Genomic DNA, 22,509 nt, shown 5'->3' on the forward strand with positions numbered 1-22,509 from the left:
AGCGCCGGTCACAGCCAAGTCGTGGCCAGCCAGACGGTCAGGGCCGCGGCGAGGGTGAGCGCGATGTTCAGGGCGATCCGGCGGTCTCCCCGGTTCAGGTGGACTCCGGTCGCGCCGAACTGCAGGAGCACGAAGCCGATGGCCGCGGCCAGGGCCAGGCCGGGTGCGATGCCGGTCAGCGGCGGCAGGATCAGCCCGATCGCGCCGAGCACTTCGAGCACCCCGATGGTCCTGACGGCCGGCATCGGTGTGCGGTCCACCCACGCCATCATCGGCTGGAGCTGCTCGCGGGTCCGGATCACCTTTATCCCGCCCCCGTAGAGGTAGAAGAGAGCGAGCATGGCGGCGACGATCCAGTACGCGACGTGCATGATTCCCATCCAGGGTTGGCAGTTGGGCGGGGTGCCCGGCCGAACAGCTCGTCGCTGTCCGAGCCGACCGCGGGTACGGCGGACTCGGCCGTCGCCCCGCTGGTCATCGGTTCGTCGGCCACGCTCCGATTCCACCGTCCGAGTACCGCGGCCGTCCAAGACCGGTTGGGTGGGGCCGATACCGCACGGGTATCGTCGCCGGTCATGGAGCTGCGCACACTGCGCTATTTCGTGGCCGTCGCCGAGGAACTGCACTTCGGCCGGGCCGCCACCCGGCTGCACATGAGCCAGCCGCCGCTGAGCCGCGCAATCAAGCAGTTGGAGACCGACGTCGGTGCCACTCTGCTGCACCGCTCTGCCGCGGGCGTCACGCTCACCCCGGCCGGGGCGGCGCTGCTGGACGAGGCGCGCACCCTGCTCGACCAGGCCGAACAGGCACGCGTACGGGTGGCCGCGGCGGCCGGCGCATCGGCCATCACCGTCGGCATCCTGGGCGACAGCACCGACCCGGGCGCGACGCGGCTGGCCGCCGCCTACCGTCGGCGGCATCCGGGCGTCGAGGTCCGCATCCGGGACACCGACCTGACCGATCCGACCTGCGGGCTGCGCGCCGGACTTGTCGATGTCGCCCTCACCCGGGGGCCGTTCGACGAAACCGGCCTGACGGTGCACGAGTTGCGCGCTGACCCGGTGGGCGCGGTGCTGCGCGCCGACGATCCGCTGGCCGGCCGTGACCGCCTGAAGCTGGCTGACCTGGCCGACCGCCGCTGGTTCCAGTTCCCGGAGGGCACCGACCCGGTCTGGCGGTCGTACTGGAACGGCGGCGAGCCGCGCGAGGGCCCGGTGGTGCGTGCCGTACAGGAGTGCCTGCAAGCCGTGCTCTGGAACGGCACGGTCGGGATGACCCCGCTCGGGCACGAGCCGTTCGAGCAGCTGGCGGTGGTCCCGCTGACCGACATGGCGCCGAGCCGCGTGGTGGTGGCGTGGAACGAGGGCGACGTGAACCCGCTGATCCGCTCGTTCGTGCAGATCGCCACGGCCGCTTACCGGGACTGAGCGCCGCGGCTGCGCACGCGCGGCCGCGGCGTCAGGGCCAGGACGGGGGAGTGCAGGATGGGCTCAGCGGCCGGTGCCCTTCCGGTTACTGACGACCGGCAGGGCGTCTCGACCGGGTCGAAGCGGCCCATCCACGATCACGGGCCGATCGCATTGAGCGCGTCGAGCAGACGAGGACTCGCGGGCGAGCCCTCGTCCGGGTCACCCGGAGTGCGGTGGAGTTCGCCGTCGATGATCTCGTAGTGGCCGATGGCCTGGATGGGCGGCGAGTAGACGTGGATGGTGATGGCGCCGGCGTCGTGATCCATGCGGTGGACGCCTGATCCGGGGAACGAGAAGGACTCGCCGGGCCCGTACCGGTGGGCGCGGCGCGGCCCGCCCACCGGCAACCCCTCCTGCCAGGCGACGCCTTCGATCACGTGTACGCCGACACAGGAACCCTGGTGGTCGTGGTAGCCGGTGTCGCGCGACTCCCACCAAGTGTTCAGCCATGCCTCGGAGTTGTCGTTCCGCCACAGCAGCAGGTACGAACCGGGCCCGGAGCGGTCGAGCGCGGCGGTGTCGACGAACGCCGCCGCGCGGCGGGCGCGGTCCGCGCACTCCTCGGGCCTGAACGGGCGGTCGGACACGCCGAGTTCGGTGAGGGCGGTGGTGTCGATCGGGGTCGGGTTCATGGTCATCCCCTTGTGCCGGGTGCGTGTGTACGGAAGTGGTGGGCTTGCTAGGGGAGTTCGTCGCCGGCGAGCCAGTCCTCCAGCGCGTCGATGTCGCCGTCCGGGGCCTCGCCCGCGCCGACGAAGGGGACGGACCGGCGAATTGCCGCGTAGGCGCGTCGCGTTCCTTCGCCGAGGTCACCGGCGTGCCCGCGCAGGTCGACCGCCTGGGCGCCGCACATGAGCTCGACGGTGGCCAACCGCAGTGCCAGGCCGGCCATTTCATGGAGTCGGCGGGCCGCGGTGGGCGCCATCGTGATCCGGTCCTCGATGCCGGCCGCGATTCCGCTCGTGGGCTGTTCCAGCGTGACGGGTTGCGCGAGCAGGCGGGCCTCTCCGGCCAGGCTCGCCGCGCCGTTGGCGAGGATCGCCAGGCCGTCGTCGGGCGCGGCGGGATCGGCCCGGAGACCGTTCGGCAGACCGGTGAAGGCCGAGTCCAGCAGCTTCTGCACCCGCTCGCCCGCGATCGTGACCGCCTGGGCGAGCCCGAGCCGCGCGTAGTCGAGCGCGATGGCGACGGGGGCGATGTCGTGGTTGCCGGTCGAGATGGCGCGGTCCTCGTCGACGAGCATGATCGGGCTGTCGCCGGAGGAGGAGAGCTCGATCCCGACGGCGTGGTCGCAGTGCGCCAGCGCCTGACGGGCCGCCCCGTGGGTCTGCGGCACCACCTTGAACGCCAGCGGATCCTGGATGGCGCGGGCCGGCCGGGCGCCGGTCAGCAGGGCGCCGCCCGACAGCAGTGCACGCAGTCGGCCGATCGTCTCGTGGGCGCCCGTGTACGGGCGTACTCCGGCGACGGCCGGGTGGATGGCGTCGACGTTCCCTGTCAGTCCCTCCAGCGACAGTGCCGCCGACACGTCGAGCGCCCGGATGGCGCGGGTCGCCCGTTCCAGGGCCAGGCAGGCGATACCGACCGAGAACGCGTTGCTGTTGACGACGGCCCCTGCCTCGCGCGGGCCGAGTTCGATCGGGGTGTAGCCGTGGGCGATCAGGGCGGCGCCGTCGGCACCGTGGCCGATGAGGGCCAGGCCGATTTCGGCGAGTTGGCTCAGATCGGCCTGCCCGATCGAGCCGAGCAGGTGGACGCGCGGCGTCACGCCGGTGTCGAGGGCCCGGCAGTACGCGTCGGCGACCTCGGCCCGGACACCTGCGACACCGACGGCGAGGCCCGCAGCCCGTATGACCATGGCCGCCCTGACGAACTCCCGGGGAGCCGACTGCCCGTGCCCCACGCGGTGCGCGCGCAGCAGCAGGGTCTGGAAGGCGGCCTGCCGGTCGGCCGTGATCGCCTGGGTCTTGATCGCGCCGACGCCGGTGTTGAGTCCGTACACGGTGTCGCCACGGGCCAGTACGCCCTCAAGTGCGAGGCGTGAGGCGCCCATCCGCGTCCGGGCGGCATGTCCGAGGAGCACGCGCCTGCCACGTGCCACCGCCACCACGTCGGCCGGGCGCAGCGGCTGGTCGCCCAGGACGACCGCGCCGTCGAACGATTCCTCCCCGGCGGCCACAGGTTCCGCGATGGACGTCATAGCTCGGCCTCCCGCCGGTCTTCTGCCAGCAGGGCGAGCACTGTGTCGCGTCGCGCGGCGATCTCGCGCCCGGAGCCGGGCGGGTAGTCGCCCAGCAGGCCCCGGCCGCCCTTCATGCCGGTGGCGCCGCTGCGGCGCGCCTCGCGCAGCAGGGCCGGTACCTCGGTCGAGCGGGAGAGCTGCGGGAACAACTGCTCGGCGACCGCTTCGTGGACATCGAGTCCCGCCGCGTCCATCGACGCGAACGGGCCGATCGCCGCCCAGCGCGCACCGAGGCCGGCGACGACGGCGCGATCCACGTCAGCCACCGCGCAGACGCCCTCCTCGACCAGCGCGTAGGCCTCCCGCAACAACGCGTACTGCAGCCGGTTGGCCACGAAACCCGCATGGTCGCGCAGCAGAGTGATCGGCTCCTTGCCGACGGCCCGCGAGAGCGCGGCGAGCCGCTCCAAGGTCTCCGGCGCCGTGCGGGGGCCGCCCGTCACCTCCACGAGCGGGACGAGCTCGGCCGGGTTGAACCAGTGCCAGCCGGCGAAGAGTTCGGGACGCTTCAGGCCGTTGGCGAGATCCGCAAGCCGGAGCGAGGAGGTGTTGGTGGCCACGATTCCGTCGTCCAGGACGAGCGACTCGGCCAATGCCAGGGCGACACGCTTCGCGGCCATGTCCTCGGCGATCGATTCGACGGCCAGCGCGAACGGCCCGGGCGCCTCACCGACCAGGACCGTCGCCGCCCGGACGGATTCGGGCGGCGCCGTGCCGAGTTCGACGAGGTGCTCGACCCGCCGGGAGATCTCGTCCCGGGTGGTCGCGGCGGCCTCGGGGCGGCGGACGAGCACGACCGTCTCGATGCCCGCGGCGGAGAGGCGGGCGGCGATACCGGTGCCCATGGCGCCGCCGCCGATGACCAGCACCCGGCCGGAGTGCGCGCTCATCCCCAGAATCTCTGGTCGTCGAGGTGGGCGAGCAGGATCTCACCGGCGGCGTGCACATGGTCGCGCATCACCTTGCGAGCGGTCTCCGGTGTCCGGGCGCGGAGCGCGGCGGAGATCGCCTGGTGCTCGATCACGTTCATGGTCGTCATCGCCGTCTCGTCATGGGCGATGACCCGCCAGACCGAGTCGCGGGGAAAGACGCTCTGCAGCGCCTGGATGGACTCGGTCAGGCGCCGGTTGGCGGCGGCCCGGTGGATCAGATCGTGGAAGGCGGTGTTCGCCTCCGTCACGGCCGCGTCGAGTTCCGCGTCGTCGACGCGCCCGGCCGAGGTGACGGCCGCGGTGAGGCGTTCCTGAGTCCGCTCCAGATGGTCCAAGTCCTTGGTGGAGGCACGGTCGCAGGCCAGCGCGCACGCGAAACCCTCCATCTCCGCACGGAGTTCGTAGACCTCGACGAGTTCCGCCCGGGACGGCGTGCGCACCGTCGCGCCGCGATTGGGCGCCAGTTCCACGAGATTGAGCGCCTGCAACTGGCGCAGGGCCTCACGGATCGGCGTACGGCTGACGCCGAAACGCGCTGCCAGTTCCTCGTGTTGGAGTCGGGCACCGAACGGCAGCCGCCCGTCGAGGATGTCGGCGCGCAGCCGGTAGGCGATCTCGTCGGCGAGGCTCGCGACGGCGAGCGTCTCACCTTGAGCGGAGGGTGGTGGCGGGCACATGCCCGGATACTAGATTGGATCCATGGATCCAATCAATGCCCAACTCGACGGAAGACTCGGCGTTCCGGCGCCGACAGGTGCCCAACTCCGCTGCCGGGGCTGGGAGCAGGAGGGCGTACTGCGCTGCCTCCTCAACACGCTCGATCCTGCCGTCGCCGAGGACTCGGCCCGGCTCGTCGTCTACGGCGGCCGCGGCCGGGCCGCCCGCTCCTGGGAGGCGTACGACGCGATCGTCGCCGCCCTCGAACGGCTGGGCCCCGACGAGACGTTGATGGTGCAGTCGGGCAAACCCGTGGCGGTGCTGCCGAGCCACCCCGACGCGCCGCGCGTGCTGATCTCGACGGCGATGGTCGTGCCCGCCTGGTCGGGCGAGGCGGAGTTCCGTCGCTTGGAGGACGCCGGACTCACCATGTACGGGCAGATGACGGCAGCGTCCTGGTTCTACATCGGCACCCAGGGGGTCCTGGGCTTCACCCACGAGACCCTCTCCGCCATCGCCCACCGCCACTTCGGCGGCACGCTCGACGGAAGGCGGGTGGTCACGGCCGGGCTCGGCGGCATGGGCGGCGCGCAGGGTCTCGCCATCGCGAACCTGGGCGGCCGCGGCCTGATCGTCGAGGTGGACCCCGAGCGCGCGCGGCGCAGGCTCGAAGCGGGCTGGGTCGACCGCATCGCGCCGGACTACGAAACGGCGGTCGCCGACCTCACCGGTTCGTCCGACCCCGCGGCCATCGCGCTCGTCGGCAACGTCGCCGAGATCCTGCCCCGCCTGGTGGCCGACGGCGTCGCCATCGACATAGCGACCGACCAGACGGCCGCGCACGACCTCGACCACGGGTACGTGCCCGTCGGATACACGCCGGACCAGGCACGCGTGGCCGATCCCGCCTACCGTGCCGCCGTACAGGCCTCGTTGCGTGCGCACGCGGGCGCCCTGCTGGCACTTCGCGAGCGCGGGACGGTCGTCTTCGAGTACGGCAACAACCTGCGCGCCCAGGCGGTGGCGGCCGGAGCTCCCCGTGCGGGCGAACTCCCGGGATTCGTGGCCGAGTACGTACGCCCGATCTTCGCGCGCGGAGTGGGGCCGTACCGCTGGATCTGCCTCAGCGGTGACCCCGAGGACCTGCGCCGCAGTGAGGAAGCCGTACTGGAGGTGGTCAACTCCCCTTCTCTGGAGCGGTGGTTCACACTGGCCCGGGCCCGCGTCGCACCGCAGGGGCTGCCGGCTCGCATCTGCTGGCTCGGCCTCGGCGAACGGCACGAGGTCGGCCTGCGCCTCAACGACCTTGTCAGGCGCGGCGAGATCGGCCCGCTGGCCCTGGGCCGGGACCACATGGACCCCGCCGCCGTCGCCTCGCCGTCCCGGGAGACCGAGGGGATGCTCGACGGCAGCGACGCGATCGCCGACTGGCCCGTCCTTGCCGCGCTGCTCAACGCCGCACAGGGCGCGACCTGGGTGTCCGTCGGCAACGGCGGCGGCGTCGGGGTCGGCCGGAGCATCCACACCGGCCTCACCGTGGTCGCGGACGGCAGCGAACTCGCGGAACGCAAGATCCGCCGGGTGTTCTGGACCGATCCGGCGCTGGGCGTGGCCCGTTACGCGGACGCCGGATACGAAGAGGCCATCCGGAAGGCCCGGGAGAGCGGCCTCGATCTGGGCACGGTCAGTTCCTTCCGGTGAGCAGCCGCCGAGGATTGGCGACCCGGAAGGCGTGTTCCGAGCCTTCGCCCAGTCCGAACCCGGGACGCCGCGGCGGCTCCGCGTAGGGCCGGTCCGTGCCCTGGACGACGACATCGGCACCGAGGGCACGGACGACCGCGTCGACGGCGCGTGGCCCGTACGAGGACGTCTCCACGAAGACGTCCCGGTCCACCTCGTCCAGGCCGCCGCCCCGGGCGGCGAAGCGCTCCCCGTGCAGCGGAGCGAGCCCGGCCAGCAGCGCGAAGCACACGCGAAGCCGCGGATGGCGGGGCCTGCCGAAGGCCCGGAAGGCGAACCAGGCGGCGTGCATCTGTTGGACGTACGGGACCAGCGCGGGCCACCAGCCGGGTGTCAGGGACTCGCCGGCCGCCGGCCCCGGGTGGACGAACAGCGGGAGGCCGCGCGCCTCGAGCAGGTCGAGCAACGGGGCGCACCGCGCGTAACCGGCCGCGTCGGCAAGGGCGTTCGCCGGCAGCTGGAGTCCGGCGAATCCCCGGTCGAGTACGGCGGCCGTCGCACCGGCGTCGACATCCCGGACGCAGGCGGCGGCCCAGGCCCCGAACGGCTCGGGCAGCCCGGCCGCGTCCTCGTGGTAGCCGTCGAGCAGAGGCCGTGCCTCCTCGGTGGGCAGCCACTCCACGCCGAGCGGTGCGGACAGGGAGACGAGCGCCAGACCGAGGCCGTCGGCGGCGGCGATTTCCGTACGCCGGGCCAAGTCGTGGTCGGCGGGAGGGACTTCGTAGGGCGGCTCGCCGTCGACGTACAGGGTCCATCCGTCGAGGAACGGTGGTTTGTCGCGGGCCCGCAGTGCCGCCACGAACGCGGCACCCCACAGGTGCTGGTGCACGTCGATGTTGGTCACGACGCTCCTTCCACGATGGCGCGCAGGGCGTTTTGTACGTCGTCGGACTCCAGCACGTCGCAGCGCACCCGTTCCACGTCCGCTCCGCAGGGCCGGTCGTCGTCCAGCGGGGGTACGAGCTCGCGGATCGCGCGGTGCAGGAGAGCGGGGCCCCGTCCCAGGGCGGACGGTGCGGCCAGGTCCACAGCCTGGGCGGCCACCAGGGCCTCCACGGCGAGCAGTTGGCGCAGCCGGACGAGCATCGTCGTCAACCGCCGTGCGCCGAGCGCCGCGTTGGTCGAGTCGTCCTCGACGGCGTCCGCGCCGTGCCGGGGGTCGGTGCACACCGGTGCGGACAGCATGCGGATCTCGGCGACGAGCGCCTGCGCCGTCTTCGCCAGCGGTGCGAAACCCGAGCGCTCCGGACCGTACGGCGAGAGGTTCGCGGACAGTCCGCTGACGGCCGGGTTGAGCAGCCGCCGCATGCGTTCGGCGGAGATGGCAGCGGTCTGCGTCAGAGCCAGCGCGAGGGTGTCGAAGGCGAGGGCCAGGGCCGGGGTGTGGAAATTGCCGGACGAGAGGATCTCGCCGGTGTCGGCCAGCACCACCGGGTTGTCGCCGCAGCCGTTGAGCTCCGGTTCCAGTGCGGCGGTGGCGAAGTCCAGCGCGGCGTGCAGCGCGCCGTGCACCTGGGCCGCGCAGCGCAGGCTGACCGGGTCCTGGACCCGCCGCGCGTGCCGGGGATCGTCCAACTCGCCGCCGTCGAGCAGTGCGAGCAGCTCGCGCGCCGCCCGGGACTGTCCCGGCGCCGGACGCAGATCCAGCACGCGGGCGTCCAACGGGCTGGTGTTCGCCCGGAATCCCTCGAAGGTCAGCGCCGTGACCGTCTGGGCCAGCATGAGGACGGCGCCCGCCTCGTGCAGGGCGAGGGCGCCCTGGCCTGCCGCCAACGGGCTCGCGCTGCACAGCACATGGCCGTCCTTCGGACCCAGCTCGGCCGGGGTGAGACCGGCCCGCCGCAGCGCCGTGGCGCCGTCGAGCACCTCACCGCCGAATTCGGCGCGGCCTTCGCCGATGACGACCAGGCCGACATGGGCCATCTGGCACAGATCGGAGGCGCCGATCGACCCGATCTCGGGTACCACCGGGTGCACACGGGAGTTGAGCAGGGCGACGAGCCGGCTCAGGATCTCCGGCCGCACTCCACTGCCGCCGCTCGCAATGCCGTTCACCCGGGCGAGGACGGCGGCGCGTACGACGGGGACCGGCAGCGGATCGCCGACCGCGTTGGCCCGGCCCCGGACCGTACGGACGCTGAACTCCGCGAGCTCGTCGCGCGGCAGTGCGTACGACGACCGGCTGCCCAGCCCCGTGGTCAGGCCGTACGTCGGCACCTGGCGGTCGACGACATCGTCGACGACGGCACGGTCGCGGGCCAGCCGGGGCAACACGTCGGGGGCCAGGGTGACTTGGGCGCCGTGGTGGGCCACGGCGACGACGTCGTCGCAGGAGAGCGACCGCCCGTCGACGACGACGGGGTGACGGGAGGGCGTACGTCCGTCGGTGATGGCGGAGTCACTGGAGGCTGTCTGGCCGTCGACGCCCGAGTCGCCGAAGGGCGTCTGCCTGTCGACGACCGGGTCACGGGAGGGCGTACGTCCGTCGGCGACGCCCGAGTCACCGGAGGCTGTCTGCCTGTCGACGGCCGAGTCGCCGAAGGGCGTCTGCCCGTCAACGGCCGGGTCACCGGAAGGCGTCCGCCCGTCGACGACGGCCGGGCTGCCGTGGGCCGTTCGCGCGCCGGCGGCCGAGTCACCGTGGGGCGATCGCGCATCGGCAACCGAGTCGCCGGGAGGCATCCGCCCGTCGATGCCTGAGCCACCTGAGGTCGTCCCCCCGTCGACGCCCGAGTCACCGGAGAGTCCGCTCGTCATGAGAACCGCAGCTTCTGGCCGAGGCCGCGCTCCTCGGCCTTCGCCAGCATGGCGGCGCCCAGTGCGATGTCGGAGAGTGAGAGTCCGCGATGCCAGAAGAGCGTCGTCTCGTCGGCGCGTTCACGGCCGGGCTTGTCGCCGACGACGATCTCGCACAGTTCGGCGTGCAGGGTCGCCTCGCTGAGCCTGCCGGACTCGACGTGGGCGCGCAGCGCACCGAAGGGCCCGGACCGGCACTGGCCCCAGTCGTCAACGACGATCTTGTCCATGACGTCCGTGAGGGAGAGTTCGACCGCGCTCATCGTTCCGTACGGTACGACAAGGGCTCCCGGGGTGATCCACTCGGTCTTCAGCAGCGGCTCCGGGCGCTCGAGCCGGGACGCCTCCACCACGATGTCCGCGCCTTCGACACAGGACCGCCAGTCCTCGGTCACGATGACGGGCTTGCCGAGGTCGCGCTCCAGTCGCTCGGCGAAGGCCTTGCGGCTCTCGGGACGGCGCGAATGGACTCGTATCTCGGTGAGGTCGAAGATCCGGTCCAGCAGGCGGACGTTCCAGTACGAGGTGGCGCGGGCCCCGATGTGACCGAGCACCTTGGCGTCCGGGCGGGCCAGATGGCGTGCTCCCAGCGCGGTGACGGCGCCGGTGCGCATCTCGGTGATGGCGGTGGCGTCAAGTATGGCCACCGGCATGCCGGTGCGCGGGTCGAAGAGGTTGAGCAGCGCCATCTCGGAGGGCAGCCCAGCCTTGTAGTTGTCGACGTAGTCGCCCACGATCTTGACTCCGGCCAGCCCGAGCGGGGCGACATAGCCGCGCAGGACGTTGAAGTGGCCGTTGAACGCCGGATCGGGCATGAGGTGGACGCGCGGTTCGATGACCGTCTCGCCGCGGCCCTGGGCGCGAAGCCCCTGCTCGACGGCGTCGAGCACCTCGGCGTCGGACAGCTCGAGCTGTTCGATGTCCGAGCCGTTCAGGAAAGTGAACCGGACCGGTTCCATGGCGGTGGCTCCCTGCGTGTGGGGTGGCGGGTGGTGCGACGCCGGCGGCGTGGCCGAAACGTGACCATCGAGGACAACTGTCAGGCGTCTGGGGTTTACATGGAAAGGCGCATTGCGTAGCAAATGCGCAGATAACCGGCGCATCGGCCTCGCCTTCGCAGGAACGTAACGCGCCGTTTACGAAAGGGCATTGACTGCCATTCAGTCACCGGCAACTCTGCATGACCATATGCAGTCGGGGTAAGGGGCAGCCTTGATCAGGTTCGACGCGGTAAGCAAAAACTATCCAAACGGCACGACAGCCGTGGACGAGCTGTCCCTGGAACTGGCCGAGGGCGGCATCACGGTCCTGGTGGGTCCCTCCGGCTGCGGCAAGACCACGACCCTGCGCATGGTCAACCGCATGGTGGAGCCGACGGCCGGGACGGTGCGGCTGCGGGGCCAGGACATCCGGGAGATCCACGCCCCCGAACTGCGCCGCGGCATCGGCTATGTGATCCAGCATGCCGGGCTGTTCCCGCACCGCACCATCCTCGACAACATAGCCACGGTGCCGCTGCTGCTCGGCTGGAGCCGGAAGAAGGCGCGGGCACGGGCATCCGAGCTGCTGGAACTCGTCGGGCTGCCGGGCGAGATGGGCAAGCGCTACCCGTACCAGCTCTCCGGCGGGCAGCAGCAGCGTGTCGGGGTGGCCAGAGCGCTGGGCGCCGACCCGCCGGTGCTGCTGATGGACGAGCCGTTCAGCGCGGTCGACCCGATCGTCCGCGGTGAGCTGCAGGCGGAGTTCATCCGGCTGCAGAAGGAACTGCACAAGACGATCGTCTTCGTCACCCATGACATCGACGAGGCGATCAAACTCGGCGACAACATCGCGGTGTTCCGAACCGGCGGCAAGCTCGCCCAGTTCGACACCCCCGAGCGGCTGCTTGCCCACCCCGCCGACGATTTCGTGGCCGACTTCGTGGGCCAGGACCGCGGTATCCGCCGACTGTCCTTCGTCAAGGCGGCCGACCTGCCGCTGCGCGACGGGCCGGTGCTGCCGGCGACCTCTTCCGTGGCGCTGGCCAGGGCGGCGAAGGATCCGTGGGTGCTAGTCGTCGACGGTGACCGCCGACCGCTCGGCTGGACCGAGGTCGCCGAGCTGCCCACGGGCGGCACACTCGCGGACGCGGCGCTGACACCGCTCGGCCACACGTTCAGCCTCGTCGGCGACTCCGCGCGGGCCGCCCTCGACGCGGCGCTTCTGTCACCCTCCCGGCTCGCGGTGGGCGTGGACGGGGAAGGCGCGGTCATCGGTGTCGCGGACGCGTACGAGCTGTCCGCCGCGATGGCCCGTGACGAGGCGCCCGAAGACGAGGTGTCCGACGGCGAGGCGTCCGACGGCGAAGCGCTCGTGGCCGAGACCGCCAAGCCCGAGACCGCCAAGGACGAAGCCACGGCCGAGAAGGGCGCCGACGGCGCGGTCGGGGGTGGACGATGAACGACGGAGAGCCACTCGTCCGCTGGGACTGGGTCGGAGACCATCTCGGCGAGCTGGGCCACTACACCGGCGTCCATCTGCAACTGGGCCTGCTGCCAGTGCTGTTCGGCCTGATCATCTCGGTGCCGCTCGGCATCCTCTGCCATCGTTGGCGATGGCTGTACCCACCGGTTCTGACCGTGACCAACGTGCTGTACGCCATCCCGTCACTGGCCATGTTCATGATCTTCGTCCGCTATACCGGGCTCACCCAGCAGACCGTGATGATCCCGCTCACGCTCTACACCCTGTCGGTCCTGGTGCCCAATGTCGTGGACGGCCTGGCTTCGGTCCCGGAACCGGTCCGGCAGGCGGCCACCGCGATGGGCTTCGGCACGGTGCGCCGTGTCGTCCAGGTCGAACTGCCGATCGCCGTACCCGTCGTCGTGGCCGGCGTACGCGTCGCCGCCGTCTCCTCCATCAGCCTCGTCGCCGTGGGACAGCTGATCGGGCAGGGCGGTCTCGGCTTCTACATCACCCGGGGCCTCCAGCTCGACTTCCCGACCCCGATCATCACCGCGATCGTGCTGATCATGCTGCTCGCGCTCGCCACCGACGCGGTGCTGGTCCTCGCGCAGCGACTCCTCACACCGTGGGCCCGGGGCAAGGGGGCGAGGACATGAACGACCTGCTGAACCAACTCGAGCTGGTAGGGGACTGGTTGACGTCCTCGCAGCAGTGGCACGGCGACGAGGGGATCCCCCAGCGGCTCCTGGAGCACCTCACCTACAGCGGCATCTCGCTGCTGTTCGCCACCCTGATCGGGCTCACCTTCGGGCTGCTGGTCGGACACACCGGCCGCGGGGCCTTCGCCGTCGCCAGCGTGGCCAACCTTGCGCGGGCGATCCCCACCTTCGGCCTGGTGGTGCTCGTCGTCACGCTCGCCGGGCTCAGCACCACGCCCGTCCTGGTCGCCCTGGTCGCGCTCGCGGTCCCGCCGATCCTCATCAACACCTTCGAAGGCGTCCGAGGTGTGGACGCCGACACCCGGGATGCCGCACGCGGGGTCGGCATGACGGAGTGGGAGGTGCTGGTGCGGGTGGAGGTGCCGATGGCGCTGCCGCTGATCCTTCTCGGGCTGCGGGTCGCTGCGATCCAGGTCGTGGCCACCGCGACCATCGCCGCCTATCCCGGTCTCGGGGGCCTCGGCCGCTTCATCGTCGACGGGCTCGCCCGCAACGACTACGAACTGGTCATCGGCGGCTCCACCGTCGTCGTCGTGCTGGCCCTCGCAGTCCAGGTTCTCTTCACCGCGCTGCGGCGCGTCATCGTCTCGCCGGGACTTCAGGGCCCGGCAGCAAAGTCATGAGTTTCTGAGCTCCAGGGCTCTTGAGAGAGGAAAGACCCATGAGAAGCATGATCCGTGGCGCCGCTTTCGGCCTGATCGCCGCACTGTCGCTGAGCGCCTGCGGCGGCAGCGACAGCAGCGACGACAATCCGCTGACGGGGAGCAGCGGCGACAGCGACGGCAAGGCCCTCGTCGTCGGCTCGGCGAACTTCCCGGAGAACCAGCTGCTCGCCGAGATCTACGCGCAGGCCCTGGAGGCCAAGGACCTGAAGGTGACCCGCAAGTTCGACATCGGGGCCCGTGAGGTCTACTACGACCAGATCGTCAAGGGCGGCATCAGCGTCTTCCCGGAGTACAACGGCGCCCTGTTGGCGGTCGCGGTCGACGAGAAGAGCACCGCGACCAGCAGCGAGGACATCAACGCCGAGCTGAAGGCGAAGCTCCCGTCGTCGGTGGAGATACTCGACTCCGCCGCAGCCGAGGACAAGGACTCGGTCACGGTCACCGCCGAGACCGCCGCCAAGTACAACCTCAAGACCCTCGCCGACCTCAAGCCGGTCGCGGGCGACATGTCGATCGGCGCCGGCTCGGAGTTCAAGACCCGTACGCAGGGCCTGGTCGGTCTGAAGACCATCTACGGCGTGGAGTTCGGGAAGTTCCAGCCGCTCGACGCGGGCGCCCAGAGCACCCTGCTCGAACTGCTGAAGAAGAACACGGTCCAGGCCGCGAACCTCTACACCACCGACCCCGCCATTGTCGAGGACAAGCTGGTGGTCCTCGAGGACCCGAAGAACCTCTTCTCCTCGCAGAACGTGACGCCCCTGGTCTACAAGTCCGCGGTCAACGACACGGCCAAGGCGGCGCTCAACGGCGTCTCGGCCAAGCTCACCACCGAGGACCTGCTGGACATGATGAAGAGGCTTGTCAACGACAAGGAGGACGCCAGCACCGTGGCCAAGGACTGGCTGACGGAGGCCGGCCTCGTCAGCTGACCGGGTGTCACCGGATCATTCCCGGGTCGTCCGATCCGGGGCGGGCGGTGCCGGCGGTGGGTTCGGCCACGCCGTCACCGCCCGCCGGGCCGTGAGTCTCACCAGGCAGGAGCGAGGGGATGAGTGCGACCGGCTGGGGGATCGAGATGAGCGAGAGCGACGAAGCCGATGCCGGCACCCGGGACGCCGGTACGCGCGACGGAGGCGCGCCTGAGACGGGCGCACGCGGGACCGGCGTACCGGGCGCAAGCGCCCCCGACGCCGGCACCCCCGGCGCGTCCGCACGGCTGCACCAGCTCTTCGAGGGGCGCCGGCTGACCCCGACGCAGCGCCGCATCGCGCACTGCCTGGTCCGGCAATCCGCGGCTGTGCCGTTCCTGTCGAGCGTGGAGCTGGCCCAGCTGGCCGGGGTGAGCCAGCCGTCGGTGACCCGCTTCGCGGTCGCCCTCGGCTTCGACGGATACCCGGCGCTGCGCAGACATCTGCGGGATGTCGCACCCGCCGCCGGCGCCGAGGACGGGCGGCCCAACAACCAGTACCAGCAAGCGGTACAGGCCGAGATCGACAACCTGCGGCACCTGGCGTCGCTGCTCGCCGACGCCGGGCCCGTGGAACGCGCGGGCCGGCTGCTCGCCGCCTCCCGACCGCTGCCGGTGCTCGGCCTGCGCGCCTCCGCCGCCCAGGCACGCGGCTTCGCCTACTTCGCCGCGAAGGTACATCCCGACGTACGCCTGCTCGACGAGGGCGGCTCGCTGCTCGCCGACCGCATCGACGCCGCCCGGCACGCCGGGGCGAGCGCACTCCTGTGCTTCGCGCTGCCGCGTCACCCGCGCGAGCTCCTCGACGCGCTCGGCCACGCCCGTGACACGGGGCTGACCGTGGTGACGATCGCCGACGGCACGTTCGCCCCGGTGGCCGCCCACAGCGATCTGCTCCTCCCGGCCGCCGTGGGCACCGGCCTGGTCTTCGACACGGTGAGCGCCCCCATGCTGCTGGGACAGGTTCTCCTGGAGGTGATGTGCGACGGCCTGCCGGACGCGCAGGTCCGCTTGGAGGAGTTCGACGCGCGGGCGGCGGCGCGAGGGCTGTTCGTCGACTGAGCGGCCCACCTGCCGATGAGACCGTCCCCTGACAGCCGAATGCCGCCGAGGGATGGACAGCCGGGTCATGTGGGCGGAAGGTGCAGGTCAGCGCCGTATCGGCGAAGCGTGGGGCCGTAGAGCGGGCGCGTGATCGGTTGCGGCGAGGGGCGGTGGTTCTCACGGTGGCCCCAAGAACTGCAATTCTCGAAAGGACTGTGCATGCGTGCCCTTGTTTCCCGCGGACTCCTCCTGTCACCCCTGGTCTGCGCCGCTCTGGTCTTCGGTCCGCTCGGCACCGCCGCTGCCGCCGTCGACGTACCCCGGGTGGCCTCGGGCAGTGCCGCCGCGGCATGGTCCTCCGCCGATACCGACGCGGTACTGGAACAACTCGGCGTACTGGAGAGGGCGGACCACGACGACCTCGCGCTCGACCCCCTGCTGGACGAGCTGTCCACCCTCGCCGAGCGCGAGTCCGGCACCCTCGACGCGGTCGAGGCGGCAGAACTCACGAGGGCGGTGGAGACGGCGAACGCCTCTCTCCAGCAGCAGCTGAAGGAGCGGGCCGGCGTCACGGCGGACCGCGCCGGTGTCGCCGCCGCCGACCCGGTCTCCGATCTGGTGGCCCAGCTCCAGTCGGCGGTCGACGGACTGCTCAAGGCGCTGACCTCGCTCGACCTCGGCGCGGTCATCGGTGCGGTCACGGGCCTGCTGTCGCCGGTGCTCGGTCTGATCACGGGGGTCCTCGGCGGCGTGACCTCGGCGCTTCCGCCGATTCCGGTGCTTCCGGCACTGCCCGCCGCGGGCAGCCCGGTGGCCGTTTCGTAGCCGCGACCGGAAGTACGTGGTGGGGTGCGGAAGTTGCTCTTCCGCACCCCACCGTTTTCGTCCGACGTCGAGAACCAGTCCGGTCCTTCGCCGGGTCAACGTCCGCGTCTCTCCCGCCGGTTCACGTTCCCCTCTTCTGGCACAGCCGAGAGTTAATGGGGCATTGGGGAATCCGAGGTGTAAAGACCTCGCGGTGATGGCGATCCTCTTGTCATGAACCTGCTGTCCGATGGACGGGCCGCAGCCTCATGGAGGTGTGGGATGCACCGCAGACTCGCCGCCGGCCTTGCCGCCTCAACTCTGGCCCTGATCGCCGTCGTCGGTACCGCCACAGCGGCCGACGCGGCTCCCGCCGACAAGCCCCAGGTCCTCTCGAACTGGACCCAGACCAGCGCGTCGAGCTACAACACCTGGAACGCCGCCCGCGCGAACCAGGCCGCGTGGTCCGCGTACGCGTTCGACTGGTCCACCGACTACTGCTCCTCCTCGCCGGACAACCCGTTCGGCTTCCCCTTCGCCACTTCCTGCGCCCGCCACGACTTCGGCTACCGCAACTACAAGGCCGCGGGCACCTTCAGCACCAACAAGTCGCGCCTCGACAGCGCCTTCTACGAGGACCTCAAGCGCGTCTGCCTCAACTACAGTGGCGCGACGAAGACGTCCTGCGACGGTACGGCGTGGACCTACTACCAGGCGGTCAAGGTGTTCGGCTGAGACCGTCCGCCGAGGAGAACGGGGGCGCCGCCCACGCGGCGTCCCGCACCCGGCGAAGAGACCTGCTCAGCCGGCCACAGGCTCACCAGGGCTGTCCTGGAAGGCCGTTCGTGGTACCGGGCGGATGACGCCGGACAGGTCGTGGGCGGTGACACTGTTGCGGTCGGCGACCGAGCGGCCGAGTGCATGGTGCGGCCACAGTCCCGCCGCCACCCGGCGACTGCGCTCGCCCCATTCACGGGCCGGGGCACTGCTGGACTTGTAATGGTTGAGAGCGAATCCGCCGGAGTGGATCCGGAGCAGACAGAAACCGCCGGGATAGTCCTTGACGGCGCTGACCTCCTGCAAGGTGACGTGCGGGGCCTGCGGCAGGACGGTCCGCTTGTTGCGGTGGGTGTGGCCCGCGTGGTGGAGGAAGACGCCCGGGGCGTCGGCGTAGGCGTCGAGAATGGCGCGTGCCTGGCGGCGGCCGAGCTGCTGCCCCCTGGACACGGGGAAGACCGAATCCCGTACGGTCAGCGGATGGTGGCCGAACACCACGGTGGGCTGGTCCCTGTTCTCGTTCAACCGCGCCCGGAACCAGGCCAGTTGCTCCGCGCCGAGCCCGCCCGCGTCGGCGCCGTGGCCATGCTTCTCGTACGTGTCGAGCCCGACGATCCGCAGCCCGCCGAGGTCGCGCGCGAAGTACGAGGGACCCCCGCCGCCGAGGAACCCGTCGCGGAAGGCGTCTCCGTCCGCATGGCCGTGCCGGGGCCTGTCGTGGTTCCCCCGTACGACGAAGTAGTCCCGCCCGTGGTCACCGAACCCGTCCAGGATCCGCTTGGCCTCGGCCAGATCGCGCGGCCCGCCGCCGGCCGAGATGTCCCCCGCGGCCAGCAGCACGTCCGCCCCGCGCCGCCGGGCCTCCTCCACCACCGCCCGGCTCATGATCTCCGGGTACGGCGACAGCCCCGCCTCCTGCGACACCCCGCGGAACAGCGGCACGCCTCCGACCAGGCCGGCGGTGGTCTCCCCGACATGCAGGTCGTTGCAGAGGGCGATGGACAGCAGATGGCGCCCCGGGGGCGGCTGCGGGGTGGTGAAGGAGTACGGGCCTCCGCGCGTCCCGAATCCGTAGCGGTTGGTGCCGACGGCGTTGCCGCGGACGAGGTGCAGCGAGGTGGGAGCGGCGGTCACACCCCGTGAGCGGGCCTGGTAGTAGTACGTCTGGCCCGGTTCCAGGCCCGTGAGCTCCACGTGGTGGTGCGCCGTGGGCCGGGTTTCCCCCGCGCTGCGGTTCAGGCGCGTGGGGTGGGTGCCGTAGACCACCTCGCCCTCCGTGACCGCGGGGAGCATGTGGCCCGTGCCGTCATCGGTGCCGGGTATTCCGGTGTGCCAGGTGATGACGGCGCTGTCCTCGGTCAGGGTGACCAGTTCCAGGTGGACGGCCTTGATGGTGTCGGGGTGGAGGAGACGGCTGGTGCGTGCGGTGTCGTGCACGGCACCGGCCAAGGCCCTCAGCAGTGCGGGGGCGAGGAGGGCGCCGGATCGCAGGACTTCGGAGGGAGCGGGCAGGGCCGCCAGGGCGGACAGGGCCGCGAGGGGAGCGGAGAGGCAGCAGCGCATGCCGGATGCGTGCCCGCGCGCAGTGAACGGCGGCAGTGTTGCCGACGGCGGCACCAGGTATGGCACGCGACATCTCCGTCCGGGCGCGGCTCGACGTGTGTGGATCCGGCCGGTTGGGTGACCGGCGGTCAGCTCGTCGACAACGTTTTGCTGAACGGAGTGACGGGGCGCTCCACGCGCTCTCCGTCCACGGTAATGTCCACCGCCTCGTTGTAGAAAGCGATGAGTCCTGTGACAGTGGCCACCGCGGGCAGCGGGTCCGGGTAGCTCCAGACGAGGTTCGCCGGGACATCGGCCTCGCCTCGCCACGACCAGTACTCGGCGGTTCCCTTGTAGGGGCACCCGGTGCTGTGGTCGGTAGGAACGAGGAGATCGAGGCGGACGTCCTCGCGTGGCACGTAGTACCGCACCGGAAGGCCGGTCTCGAAGAGCAGCACGGGACGCCGGGTGTCCGCGACGACCGTGCCGTCGATCTCGACCTGGACATGTCGACTGCTCGGCAGGGCGTCCACCCGCTTGTGCGGGTCCCGGGGGTGGATGAAGATCTCTTCCTCCTCCTCGTACCAGTGGTCGAGCCCCCGGCCGCTGCGCAGGAACCACTCGAAGGCGATGTGGCCGGCCAGGTCGTCGGCGAGGAATGTCCAGGCCGCGTTCTCCACCACCTCGCCGTCGACCTCGAGGTCGTAGAAGATCCGCGATCCCGTGTGGGTGCCCGTCCGGGGGTTCCGCGCCGGACGGAGTAGGTCCTCGCGGACCTCCTCGCGGGGGAAGGCGTACGTCGGGACGGGCAGCGCGGGCTCCCACACGAGGAGGGGGTGCCGACTGTCGACGACGGTGACGTCGCCTTTCCGTCCCCGCACCCAGCGGTCGCTGGGCTCCCACAGGAGGCCCTCCGGGGTGGTCCGTACCGATCGCGCGTGGGGGAGTGCACTCATGGTCCGGTCTCCTTCGGTTAGTCGGACACCCTGACATTGGACACCGGCGGCCGTGGCCCTGCCCGTGTCAGACGACGACGACTCCGACCCCCGCCTCCTCGAACTCCCGCACGGTCTCCTCGCTCACCGCCGCGTCCGTCACCAGAGTGTCCACCGACTCGGCAGCGCAGATCCGGGCGAAGGCGCGCCGGCCGAGCTTGCTGGAGTCGGCGGCGACGATCACGCGCTCGGCGCGCTCGCAGAGCAGCCGGTTGATCGCGGCCTCCGCCTCGTCGTGGGCGGCCGCGCCGTGGGTGGCGTCGAAGGCGACCACGCCGAGCACGGCCACGTCGACGGTGATCTGGCCGAGGACGCCGTCGGCGAGCGGTCCGACGAGTTCGTACGACTGCGGGCGGGCGACCCCGCCGGTCACCACGATCTTGAACTGGGGGCGCACGGCCAGCTCGTTGGCGATGTTGAGCGCGTTGGTGACCACGGTCAGCGCGGGCGAACCGGACGCGAGGTCGGGGCGCACGGCCAGGGCGCGCGCCACCTCCGTGGTGGTCGTGCCACCGGTCAGACCGACCGCCTCGCCGGGCGTGACGAGAGCGGCCACCGCCTTCGCGATGCGCTGCTTCTCGGTGACATGGCGGGCGGTCTTGTAGCGCAGCGGCAGTTCATAGGAGACGCCGTGCACGACCGCGCCGCCCCGGGTGCGCACGAGCATCTGCTGCTCGGCGAGCTGGTCGAAGTCACGCCGGATCGTCGCGGCCGACACCTCCAGCTCGGTCGCGACCTCCTCGACGTCCAGCCGGCCACGCTCCACGAGCAGTTCCAGCAGCGCCTTCCAGCGGGCGTCGCGCGACATCCGCACTCTCCAATCCTCGATCTTCCGCGACCTTAGCGCACCTTTCTGGCACCTGAATGCTTGAATTTGCTCGAAACCTCGCTATATCTTGCACGAACAATCATCTGTGGGAGGGGTACGGCATGACCCATGTCGAGAACGAGCTCAACAGCCAGCCCGAGTGCTGGATACGCGCCGCCGAGCAGGCCGCGGCGCACGGTGCCGCACTGCCGACGGCGGGGGAGCGGGTGGCGATCGTGGGGTGCGGAACCTCGTACTTCATGGCGCAGGCCGTCGCCGTGCTGCGCGAACGGTCGGGCCAGGGCGAGACGGACGCCTTCGCCGCGTCGGAGTTCCCGGACACCCGCTCGTACGACCGCGTGATCGCCCTCACCCGGTCCGGCACCACCACCGAGGTGCTCGAACTCCTGGGCAACCTCAAGGGCCGTACGCGCACCACGGCCATCACCGCCGACCCGCACACGCCCGTCATGGACTCGGCGGACGACGTCGTGGTCCTGGACTTCGCGGACGAACAGTCCGTCGTGCAGACCCGGTTCGCGACCACCGCGCTCACACTGCTGCGTGCCCACCTCGGTCTGCACGCCGACGCCGTCGTCGCCGACGCGCGTACCGCACTCGAAACACCCCTGCCCGAAGGGCTCGTCGACTGCGCGCAGTTCACCTTCCTCGGCCGCGGCTGGACCGTCGGACTCGCCAACGAGGCCGGCCTCAAGATGCGCGAGGCCGCGCTGGCCTGGACTGAGGCCTACCCGGCGATGGAGTACCGGCACGGCCCCATCAGCGTCACCACGCACGGGACCGCCACCTGGATGCTCGGCGAGGCGCCCGAAGGCCTGGCCGAACAGGTGCGGGCCACCGGCGGGTTGTGGGTGGCCGGCGGTCTCGACCCGCTTGCCGAACTCGTCCGCGCCCAGCGCCTCGCCGTCGCGGTCGCCGCGTCCCGCGGACTGGACCCGGACCAGCCGCGTCACCTCACCCGCTCCGTGATCCTCGCCCGGACATCCCGCTGAGTCGGCTCAACCACCCACTGAGAAGGAGGAGTTGTGCCACTCGCAGCAACCGGTGAACTGGTTCACGCGGCCGTCGGGGCCCGGACCGCGGTCGCCGCGTTCAACGTCATCACCCTGGAACACGTCGAAGCGGTCATCGCGGGCGCCGAGTCCATGGACGCGCCGGTCGTCCTCCAAGTCAGCGAGAACGCGGTCAGGTTCCGCTACGGACGGCTGCTCCCGCTGGCCCGCGCCGCGACCGCCGCGGCCGAACGCGCCTCCGTACCCGTCGCGTTGCACCTCGACCACGTCCAGAACGACGGTCTGCTGCGGCAGGCGGCCGACGCCGGCTTCAGCTCCGTGATGTACGACGCCGCCCGGCTGTCGTACGAGGAGAACCTCGCCGCCACCCGGGCCGCCGCCGACTGGGCGCATGCCCAAGGGCTGTGGATCGAGGCCGAGTTGGGGCAGGTCGGCGGCAAGAACGGCGCGCCCCCGCTCGACGCGCACGCGCCCGGCGCCCGTACCGACCCCGCCGAGGCCCGCGCCTTCGTGGCCGACTCGGGCGTGGACGCCCTGGCCGTCGCGATCGGCAGCTCGCACGCGATGACCACCCGCACTGCCGCCCTCGATCACGGCCTGCTCAAGCGCCTGGCCGCGGCGCTCGACGTACCGATCGTCCTGCACGGCTCCTCCGGAGTCCCGGACGACGAACTGGCGGCGGCCGTCGCGGGCGGCATCGCCAAGGTCAACATCGGTACGGCGCTGAACCTCGCGATGACGGGCGCCATAAGGGAGTTCCTCACCGCCCATCCCGAGGCCGTGGACTCGCGCAAGTACCTCGGCGAAGGACGGGAGGCGATGGCGCGGACGGTGGCGCGGCTCATCGGCGTACTGCGCGGGTGACCTGAGCGC

General features: G+C 71.3%; 22 protein-coding genes. 11 read left to right on the top strand and 11 right to left on the bottom strand.

The window, feature by feature from the left end; translation table 11 throughout:
• Window positions 1–8: 8 nt before the first annotated feature.
• Window positions 9–371 (bottom strand): DoxX family protein, encoded by a 363-nt coding sequence (locus tag OG246_RS28650; RefSeq protein WP_266470980.1) that lies wholly within the window; start codon window positions 369–371, stop codon window positions 9–11.
• 204 nt (window positions 372–575) lie between these two features.
• On the opposite strand from OG246_RS28650, the gene OG246_RS28655 reads away from it, so the two are divergent.
• A complete protein-coding gene (locus OG246_RS28655) occupies window positions 576–1,427 on the top strand; it encodes a LysR family transcriptional regulator (RefSeq protein ID WP_266469666.1) in 852 nt (283 codons plus the stop codon).
• Window positions 1,428–1,564: 137 nt separating this feature from the next.
• Here the strand turns inward: OG246_RS28655 and OG246_RS28660 are convergent, their stop codons facing one another.
• Genes OG246_RS28660 through OG246_RS28675 form a run of 4 tightly spaced genes read right to left on the bottom strand, consistent with a single transcriptional unit; the run spans window position 1,565 to window position 5,320 of the window.
• Complete coding sequence (locus tag OG246_RS28660) at window positions 1,565–2,101, bottom strand: hypothetical protein (protein ID WP_266469667.1); 537 nt, start codon at window positions 2,099–2,101, stop codon at window positions 1,565–1,567.
• A gap of 47 nt (window positions 2,102–2,148) precedes the next feature.
• Entirely contained in the window at window positions 2,149–3,669 is a 1,521-nt protein-coding gene (hutH, locus tag OG246_RS28665; RefSeq protein WP_266469669.1) for a histidine ammonia-lyase, read from the bottom strand.
• The gene (locus OG246_RS28670) at window positions 3,666–4,601 is read right to left on the bottom strand and encodes a 3-hydroxyacyl-CoA dehydrogenase family protein (protein WP_266469671.1); all 936 of its coding nucleotides are present in this window, start codon (window positions 4,599–4,601) and stop codon (window positions 3,666–3,668) included. Before OG246_RS28670 ends, hutH (OG246_RS28665) begins: the two co-directional genes overlap by 4 nt.
• Complete coding sequence (locus tag OG246_RS28675; protein ID WP_266469672.1) at window positions 4,598–5,320, bottom strand: GntR family transcriptional regulator; 723 nt, start codon at window positions 5,318–5,320, stop codon at window positions 4,598–4,600. The genes OG246_RS28670 and OG246_RS28675 overlap by 4 nt, the downstream gene beginning before the upstream one ends.
• A gap of 22 nt (window positions 5,321–5,342) precedes the next feature.
• On the opposite strand from OG246_RS28675, the gene hutU reads away from it, so the two are divergent.
• Window positions 5,343–7,001 (top strand): urocanate hydratase, encoded by a 1,659-nt coding sequence (hutU, locus tag OG246_RS28680; RefSeq protein WP_266469673.1) that lies wholly within the window; start codon window positions 5,343–5,345, stop codon window positions 6,999–7,001.
• Here hutU and OG246_RS28685 read toward each other — a convergent pair.
• From OG246_RS28685 to OG246_RS28695, 3 genes are read right to left on the bottom strand one after another with little or no spacing between them, the layout of a single operon-like run.
• Window positions 6,985–7,884 carry an amidohydrolase family protein gene (locus OG246_RS28685; protein WP_266469675.1) on the bottom strand — a complete coding sequence of 300 codons (900 nt, stop codon included), beginning with the start codon at window positions 7,882–7,884 and terminating at the stop codon, window positions 6,985–6,987. The genes hutU and OG246_RS28685 overlap by 17 nt on opposite strands.
• Complete coding sequence (gene hutH / locus OG246_RS28690; RefSeq protein WP_266469677.1) at window positions 7,881–9,797, bottom strand: histidine ammonia-lyase; 1,917 nt, start codon at window positions 9,795–9,797, stop codon at window positions 7,881–7,883. The genes OG246_RS28685 and hutH (OG246_RS28690) overlap by 4 nt, the downstream gene beginning before the upstream one ends.
• A complete protein-coding gene (locus tag OG246_RS28695; protein WP_266469679.1) occupies window positions 9,794–10,795 on the bottom strand; it encodes an ornithine cyclodeaminase family protein in 1,002 nt (333 codons plus the stop codon). Before OG246_RS28695 ends, hutH (OG246_RS28690) begins: the two co-directional genes overlap by 4 nt.
• 253 nt (window positions 10,796–11,048) lie before the next feature.
• Between OG246_RS28695 and OG246_RS28700 the strand changes: the two genes are divergently transcribed.
• From OG246_RS28700 to OG246_RS28730, 7 genes are all read left to right on the top strand, one after another.
• The gene (locus tag OG246_RS28700; RefSeq protein ID WP_266469681.1) at window positions 11,049–12,275 is read left to right on the top strand and encodes an ABC transporter ATP-binding protein; all 1,227 of its coding nucleotides are present in this window, start codon (window positions 11,049–11,051) and stop codon (window positions 12,273–12,275) included.
• Window positions 12,272–12,937, top strand: coding sequence for an ABC transporter permease (locus tag OG246_RS28705; RefSeq protein WP_266469683.1), 666 nt, complete (start codon window positions 12,272–12,274; stop codon window positions 12,935–12,937). The genes OG246_RS28700 and OG246_RS28705 overlap by 4 nt, the downstream gene beginning before the upstream one ends.
• A complete protein-coding gene (locus tag OG246_RS28710) occupies window positions 12,934–13,623 on the top strand; it encodes an ABC transporter permease (RefSeq protein WP_266469685.1) in 690 nt (229 codons plus the stop codon). The genes OG246_RS28705 and OG246_RS28710 overlap by 4 nt, the downstream gene beginning before the upstream one ends.
• A 47-nt stretch (window positions 13,624–13,670) precedes the next feature.
• A complete protein-coding gene (locus OG246_RS28715; RefSeq protein ID WP_266470982.1) occupies window positions 13,671–14,594 on the top strand; it encodes an ABC transporter substrate-binding protein in 924 nt (307 codons plus the stop codon).
• A gap of 119 nt (window positions 14,595–14,713) precedes the next feature.
• A complete protein-coding gene (locus tag OG246_RS28720) occupies window positions 14,714–15,694 on the top strand; it encodes a MurR/RpiR family transcriptional regulator (protein ID WP_266469687.1) in 981 nt (326 codons plus the stop codon).
• 201 nt (window positions 15,695–15,895) lie between these two features.
• Window positions 15,896–16,501, top strand: coding sequence for a hypothetical protein (locus tag OG246_RS28725; protein ID WP_266469690.1), 606 nt, complete (start codon window positions 15,896–15,898; stop codon window positions 16,499–16,501).
• A gap of 261 nt (window positions 16,502–16,762) precedes the next feature.
• Window positions 16,763–17,215: a phospholipase gene (locus OG246_RS28730; RefSeq protein WP_266469692.1), complete on the top strand. Its 453-nt coding sequence runs from the start codon at window positions 16,763–16,765 to the stop codon at window positions 17,213–17,215.
• Window positions 17,216–17,281: 66 nt separating this feature from the next.
• On the opposite strand, the gene OG246_RS28735 is transcribed toward OG246_RS28730, so the two are convergent.
• The 3 genes from OG246_RS28735 to OG246_RS28745 all read right to left on the bottom strand — a co-directional run bounded on the left by OG246_RS28735 (window position 17,282) and on the right by OG246_RS28745 (window position 20,602).
• Complete coding sequence (locus OG246_RS28735; RefSeq protein ID WP_266470985.1) at window positions 17,282–18,820, bottom strand: metallophosphoesterase family protein; 1,539 nt, start codon at window positions 18,818–18,820, stop codon at window positions 17,282–17,284.
• 128 nt (window positions 18,821–18,948) lie between these two features.
• The gene (locus OG246_RS28740) at window positions 18,949–19,755 is read right to left on the bottom strand and encodes a DUF427 domain-containing protein (RefSeq protein WP_266469694.1); all 807 of its coding nucleotides are present in this window, start codon (window positions 19,753–19,755) and stop codon (window positions 18,949–18,951) included.
• A 67-nt stretch (window positions 19,756–19,822) separates the two neighbouring features.
• Complete coding sequence (locus tag OG246_RS28745; protein ID WP_266469696.1) at window positions 19,823–20,602, bottom strand: DeoR/GlpR family DNA-binding transcription regulator; 780 nt, start codon at window positions 20,600–20,602, stop codon at window positions 19,823–19,825.
• A gap of 122 nt (window positions 20,603–20,724) precedes the next feature.
• Here OG246_RS28745 and OG246_RS28750 point away from each other — a divergent pair, with 122 nt between their 5' ends.
• Window positions 20,725–21,615: an SIS domain-containing protein gene (locus OG246_RS28750; RefSeq protein WP_266469698.1), complete on the top strand. Its 891-nt coding sequence runs from the start codon at window positions 20,725–20,727 to the stop codon at window positions 21,613–21,615.
• A gap of 33 nt (window positions 21,616–21,648) precedes the next feature.
• Window positions 21,649–22,500 (top strand): class II fructose-bisphosphate aldolase, encoded by an 852-nt coding sequence (locus tag OG246_RS28755; RefSeq protein ID WP_266469701.1) that lies wholly within the window; start codon window positions 21,649–21,651, stop codon window positions 22,498–22,500.
• Window positions 22,501–22,509: the final 9 nt, after the last annotated feature.

Source organism: Streptomyces sp. NBC_00620, assembly GCF_026341825.1.
Lineage (GTDB): Bacteria > Actinomycetota > Actinomycetes > Streptomycetales > Streptomycetaceae > Streptomyces.

Excerpts from the sequence above, each read along its gene's own strand:
- OG246_RS28735 (WP_266470985.1), bottom strand. The coding sequence starts at position 18,820 with ATGCGCTGCTGCCTCTCCGCTCCCCTCGCGGCCCTGTCCGCCCTGGCG.
- hutU (WP_266469673.1), top strand. The coding sequence starts at position 5,343 with ATGGATCCAATCAATGCCCAACTCGACGGAAGACTCGGCGTTCCGGCG.
- hutH (WP_266469677.1), bottom strand. The coding sequence starts at position 9,797 with ATGACGAGCGGACTCTCCGGTGACTCGGGCGTCGACGGGGGGACGACC.
- OG246_RS28660 (WP_266469667.1), bottom strand. The coding sequence starts at position 2,101 with ATGAACCCGACCCCGATCGACACCACCGCCCTCACCGAACTCGGCGTG.
- hutH (WP_266469669.1), bottom strand. The coding sequence starts at position 3,669 with ATGACGTCCATCGCGGAACCTGTGGCCGCCGGGGAGGAATCGTTCGAC.
- OG246_RS28745 (WP_266469696.1), bottom strand. The coding sequence starts at position 20,602 with ATGTCGCGCGACGCCCGCTGGAAGGCGCTGCTGGAACTGCTCGTGGAG.
- OG246_RS28650 (WP_266470980.1), bottom strand. The coding sequence starts at position 371 with ATGCACGTCGCGTACTGGATCGTCGCCGCCATGCTCGCTCTCTTCTAC.
- OG246_RS28725 (WP_266469690.1), top strand. The coding sequence starts at position 15,896 with ATGCGTGCCCTTGTTTCCCGCGGACTCCTCCTGTCACCCCTGGTCTGC.
- OG246_RS28715 (WP_266470982.1), top strand. The coding sequence starts at position 13,671 with ATGATCCGTGGCGCCGCTTTCGGCCTGATCGCCGCACTGTCGCTGAGC.
- OG246_RS28740 (WP_266469694.1), bottom strand. The coding sequence starts at position 19,755 with ATGAGTGCACTCCCCCACGCGCGATCGGTACGGACCACCCCGGAGGGC.
- OG246_RS28675 (WP_266469672.1), bottom strand. The coding sequence starts at position 5,320 with ATGTGCCCGCCACCACCCTCCGCTCAAGGTGAGACGCTCGCCGTCGCG.
- OG246_RS28655 (WP_266469666.1), top strand. The coding sequence starts at position 576 with ATGGAGCTGCGCACACTGCGCTATTTCGTGGCCGTCGCCGAGGAACTG.
- OG246_RS28705 (WP_266469683.1), top strand. The coding sequence starts at position 12,272 with ATGAACGACGGAGAGCCACTCGTCCGCTGGGACTGGGTCGGAGACCAT.
- OG246_RS28670 (WP_266469671.1), bottom strand. The coding sequence starts at position 4,601 with ATGAGCGCGCACTCCGGCCGGGTGCTGGTCATCGGCGGCGGCGCCATG.
- OG246_RS28695 (WP_266469679.1), bottom strand. The coding sequence starts at position 10,795 with ATGGAACCGGTCCGGTTCACTTTCCTGAACGGCTCGGACATCGAACAG.
- OG246_RS28750 (WP_266469698.1), top strand. The coding sequence starts at position 20,725 with ATGACCCATGTCGAGAACGAGCTCAACAGCCAGCCCGAGTGCTGGATA.
- OG246_RS28720 (WP_266469687.1), top strand. The coding sequence starts at position 14,714 with ATGAGTGCGACCGGCTGGGGGATCGAGATGAGCGAGAGCGACGAAGCC.
- OG246_RS28730 (WP_266469692.1), top strand. The coding sequence starts at position 16,763 with ATGCACCGCAGACTCGCCGCCGGCCTTGCCGCCTCAACTCTGGCCCTG.
- OG246_RS28710 (WP_266469685.1), top strand. The coding sequence starts at position 12,934 with ATGAACGACCTGCTGAACCAACTCGAGCTGGTAGGGGACTGGTTGACG.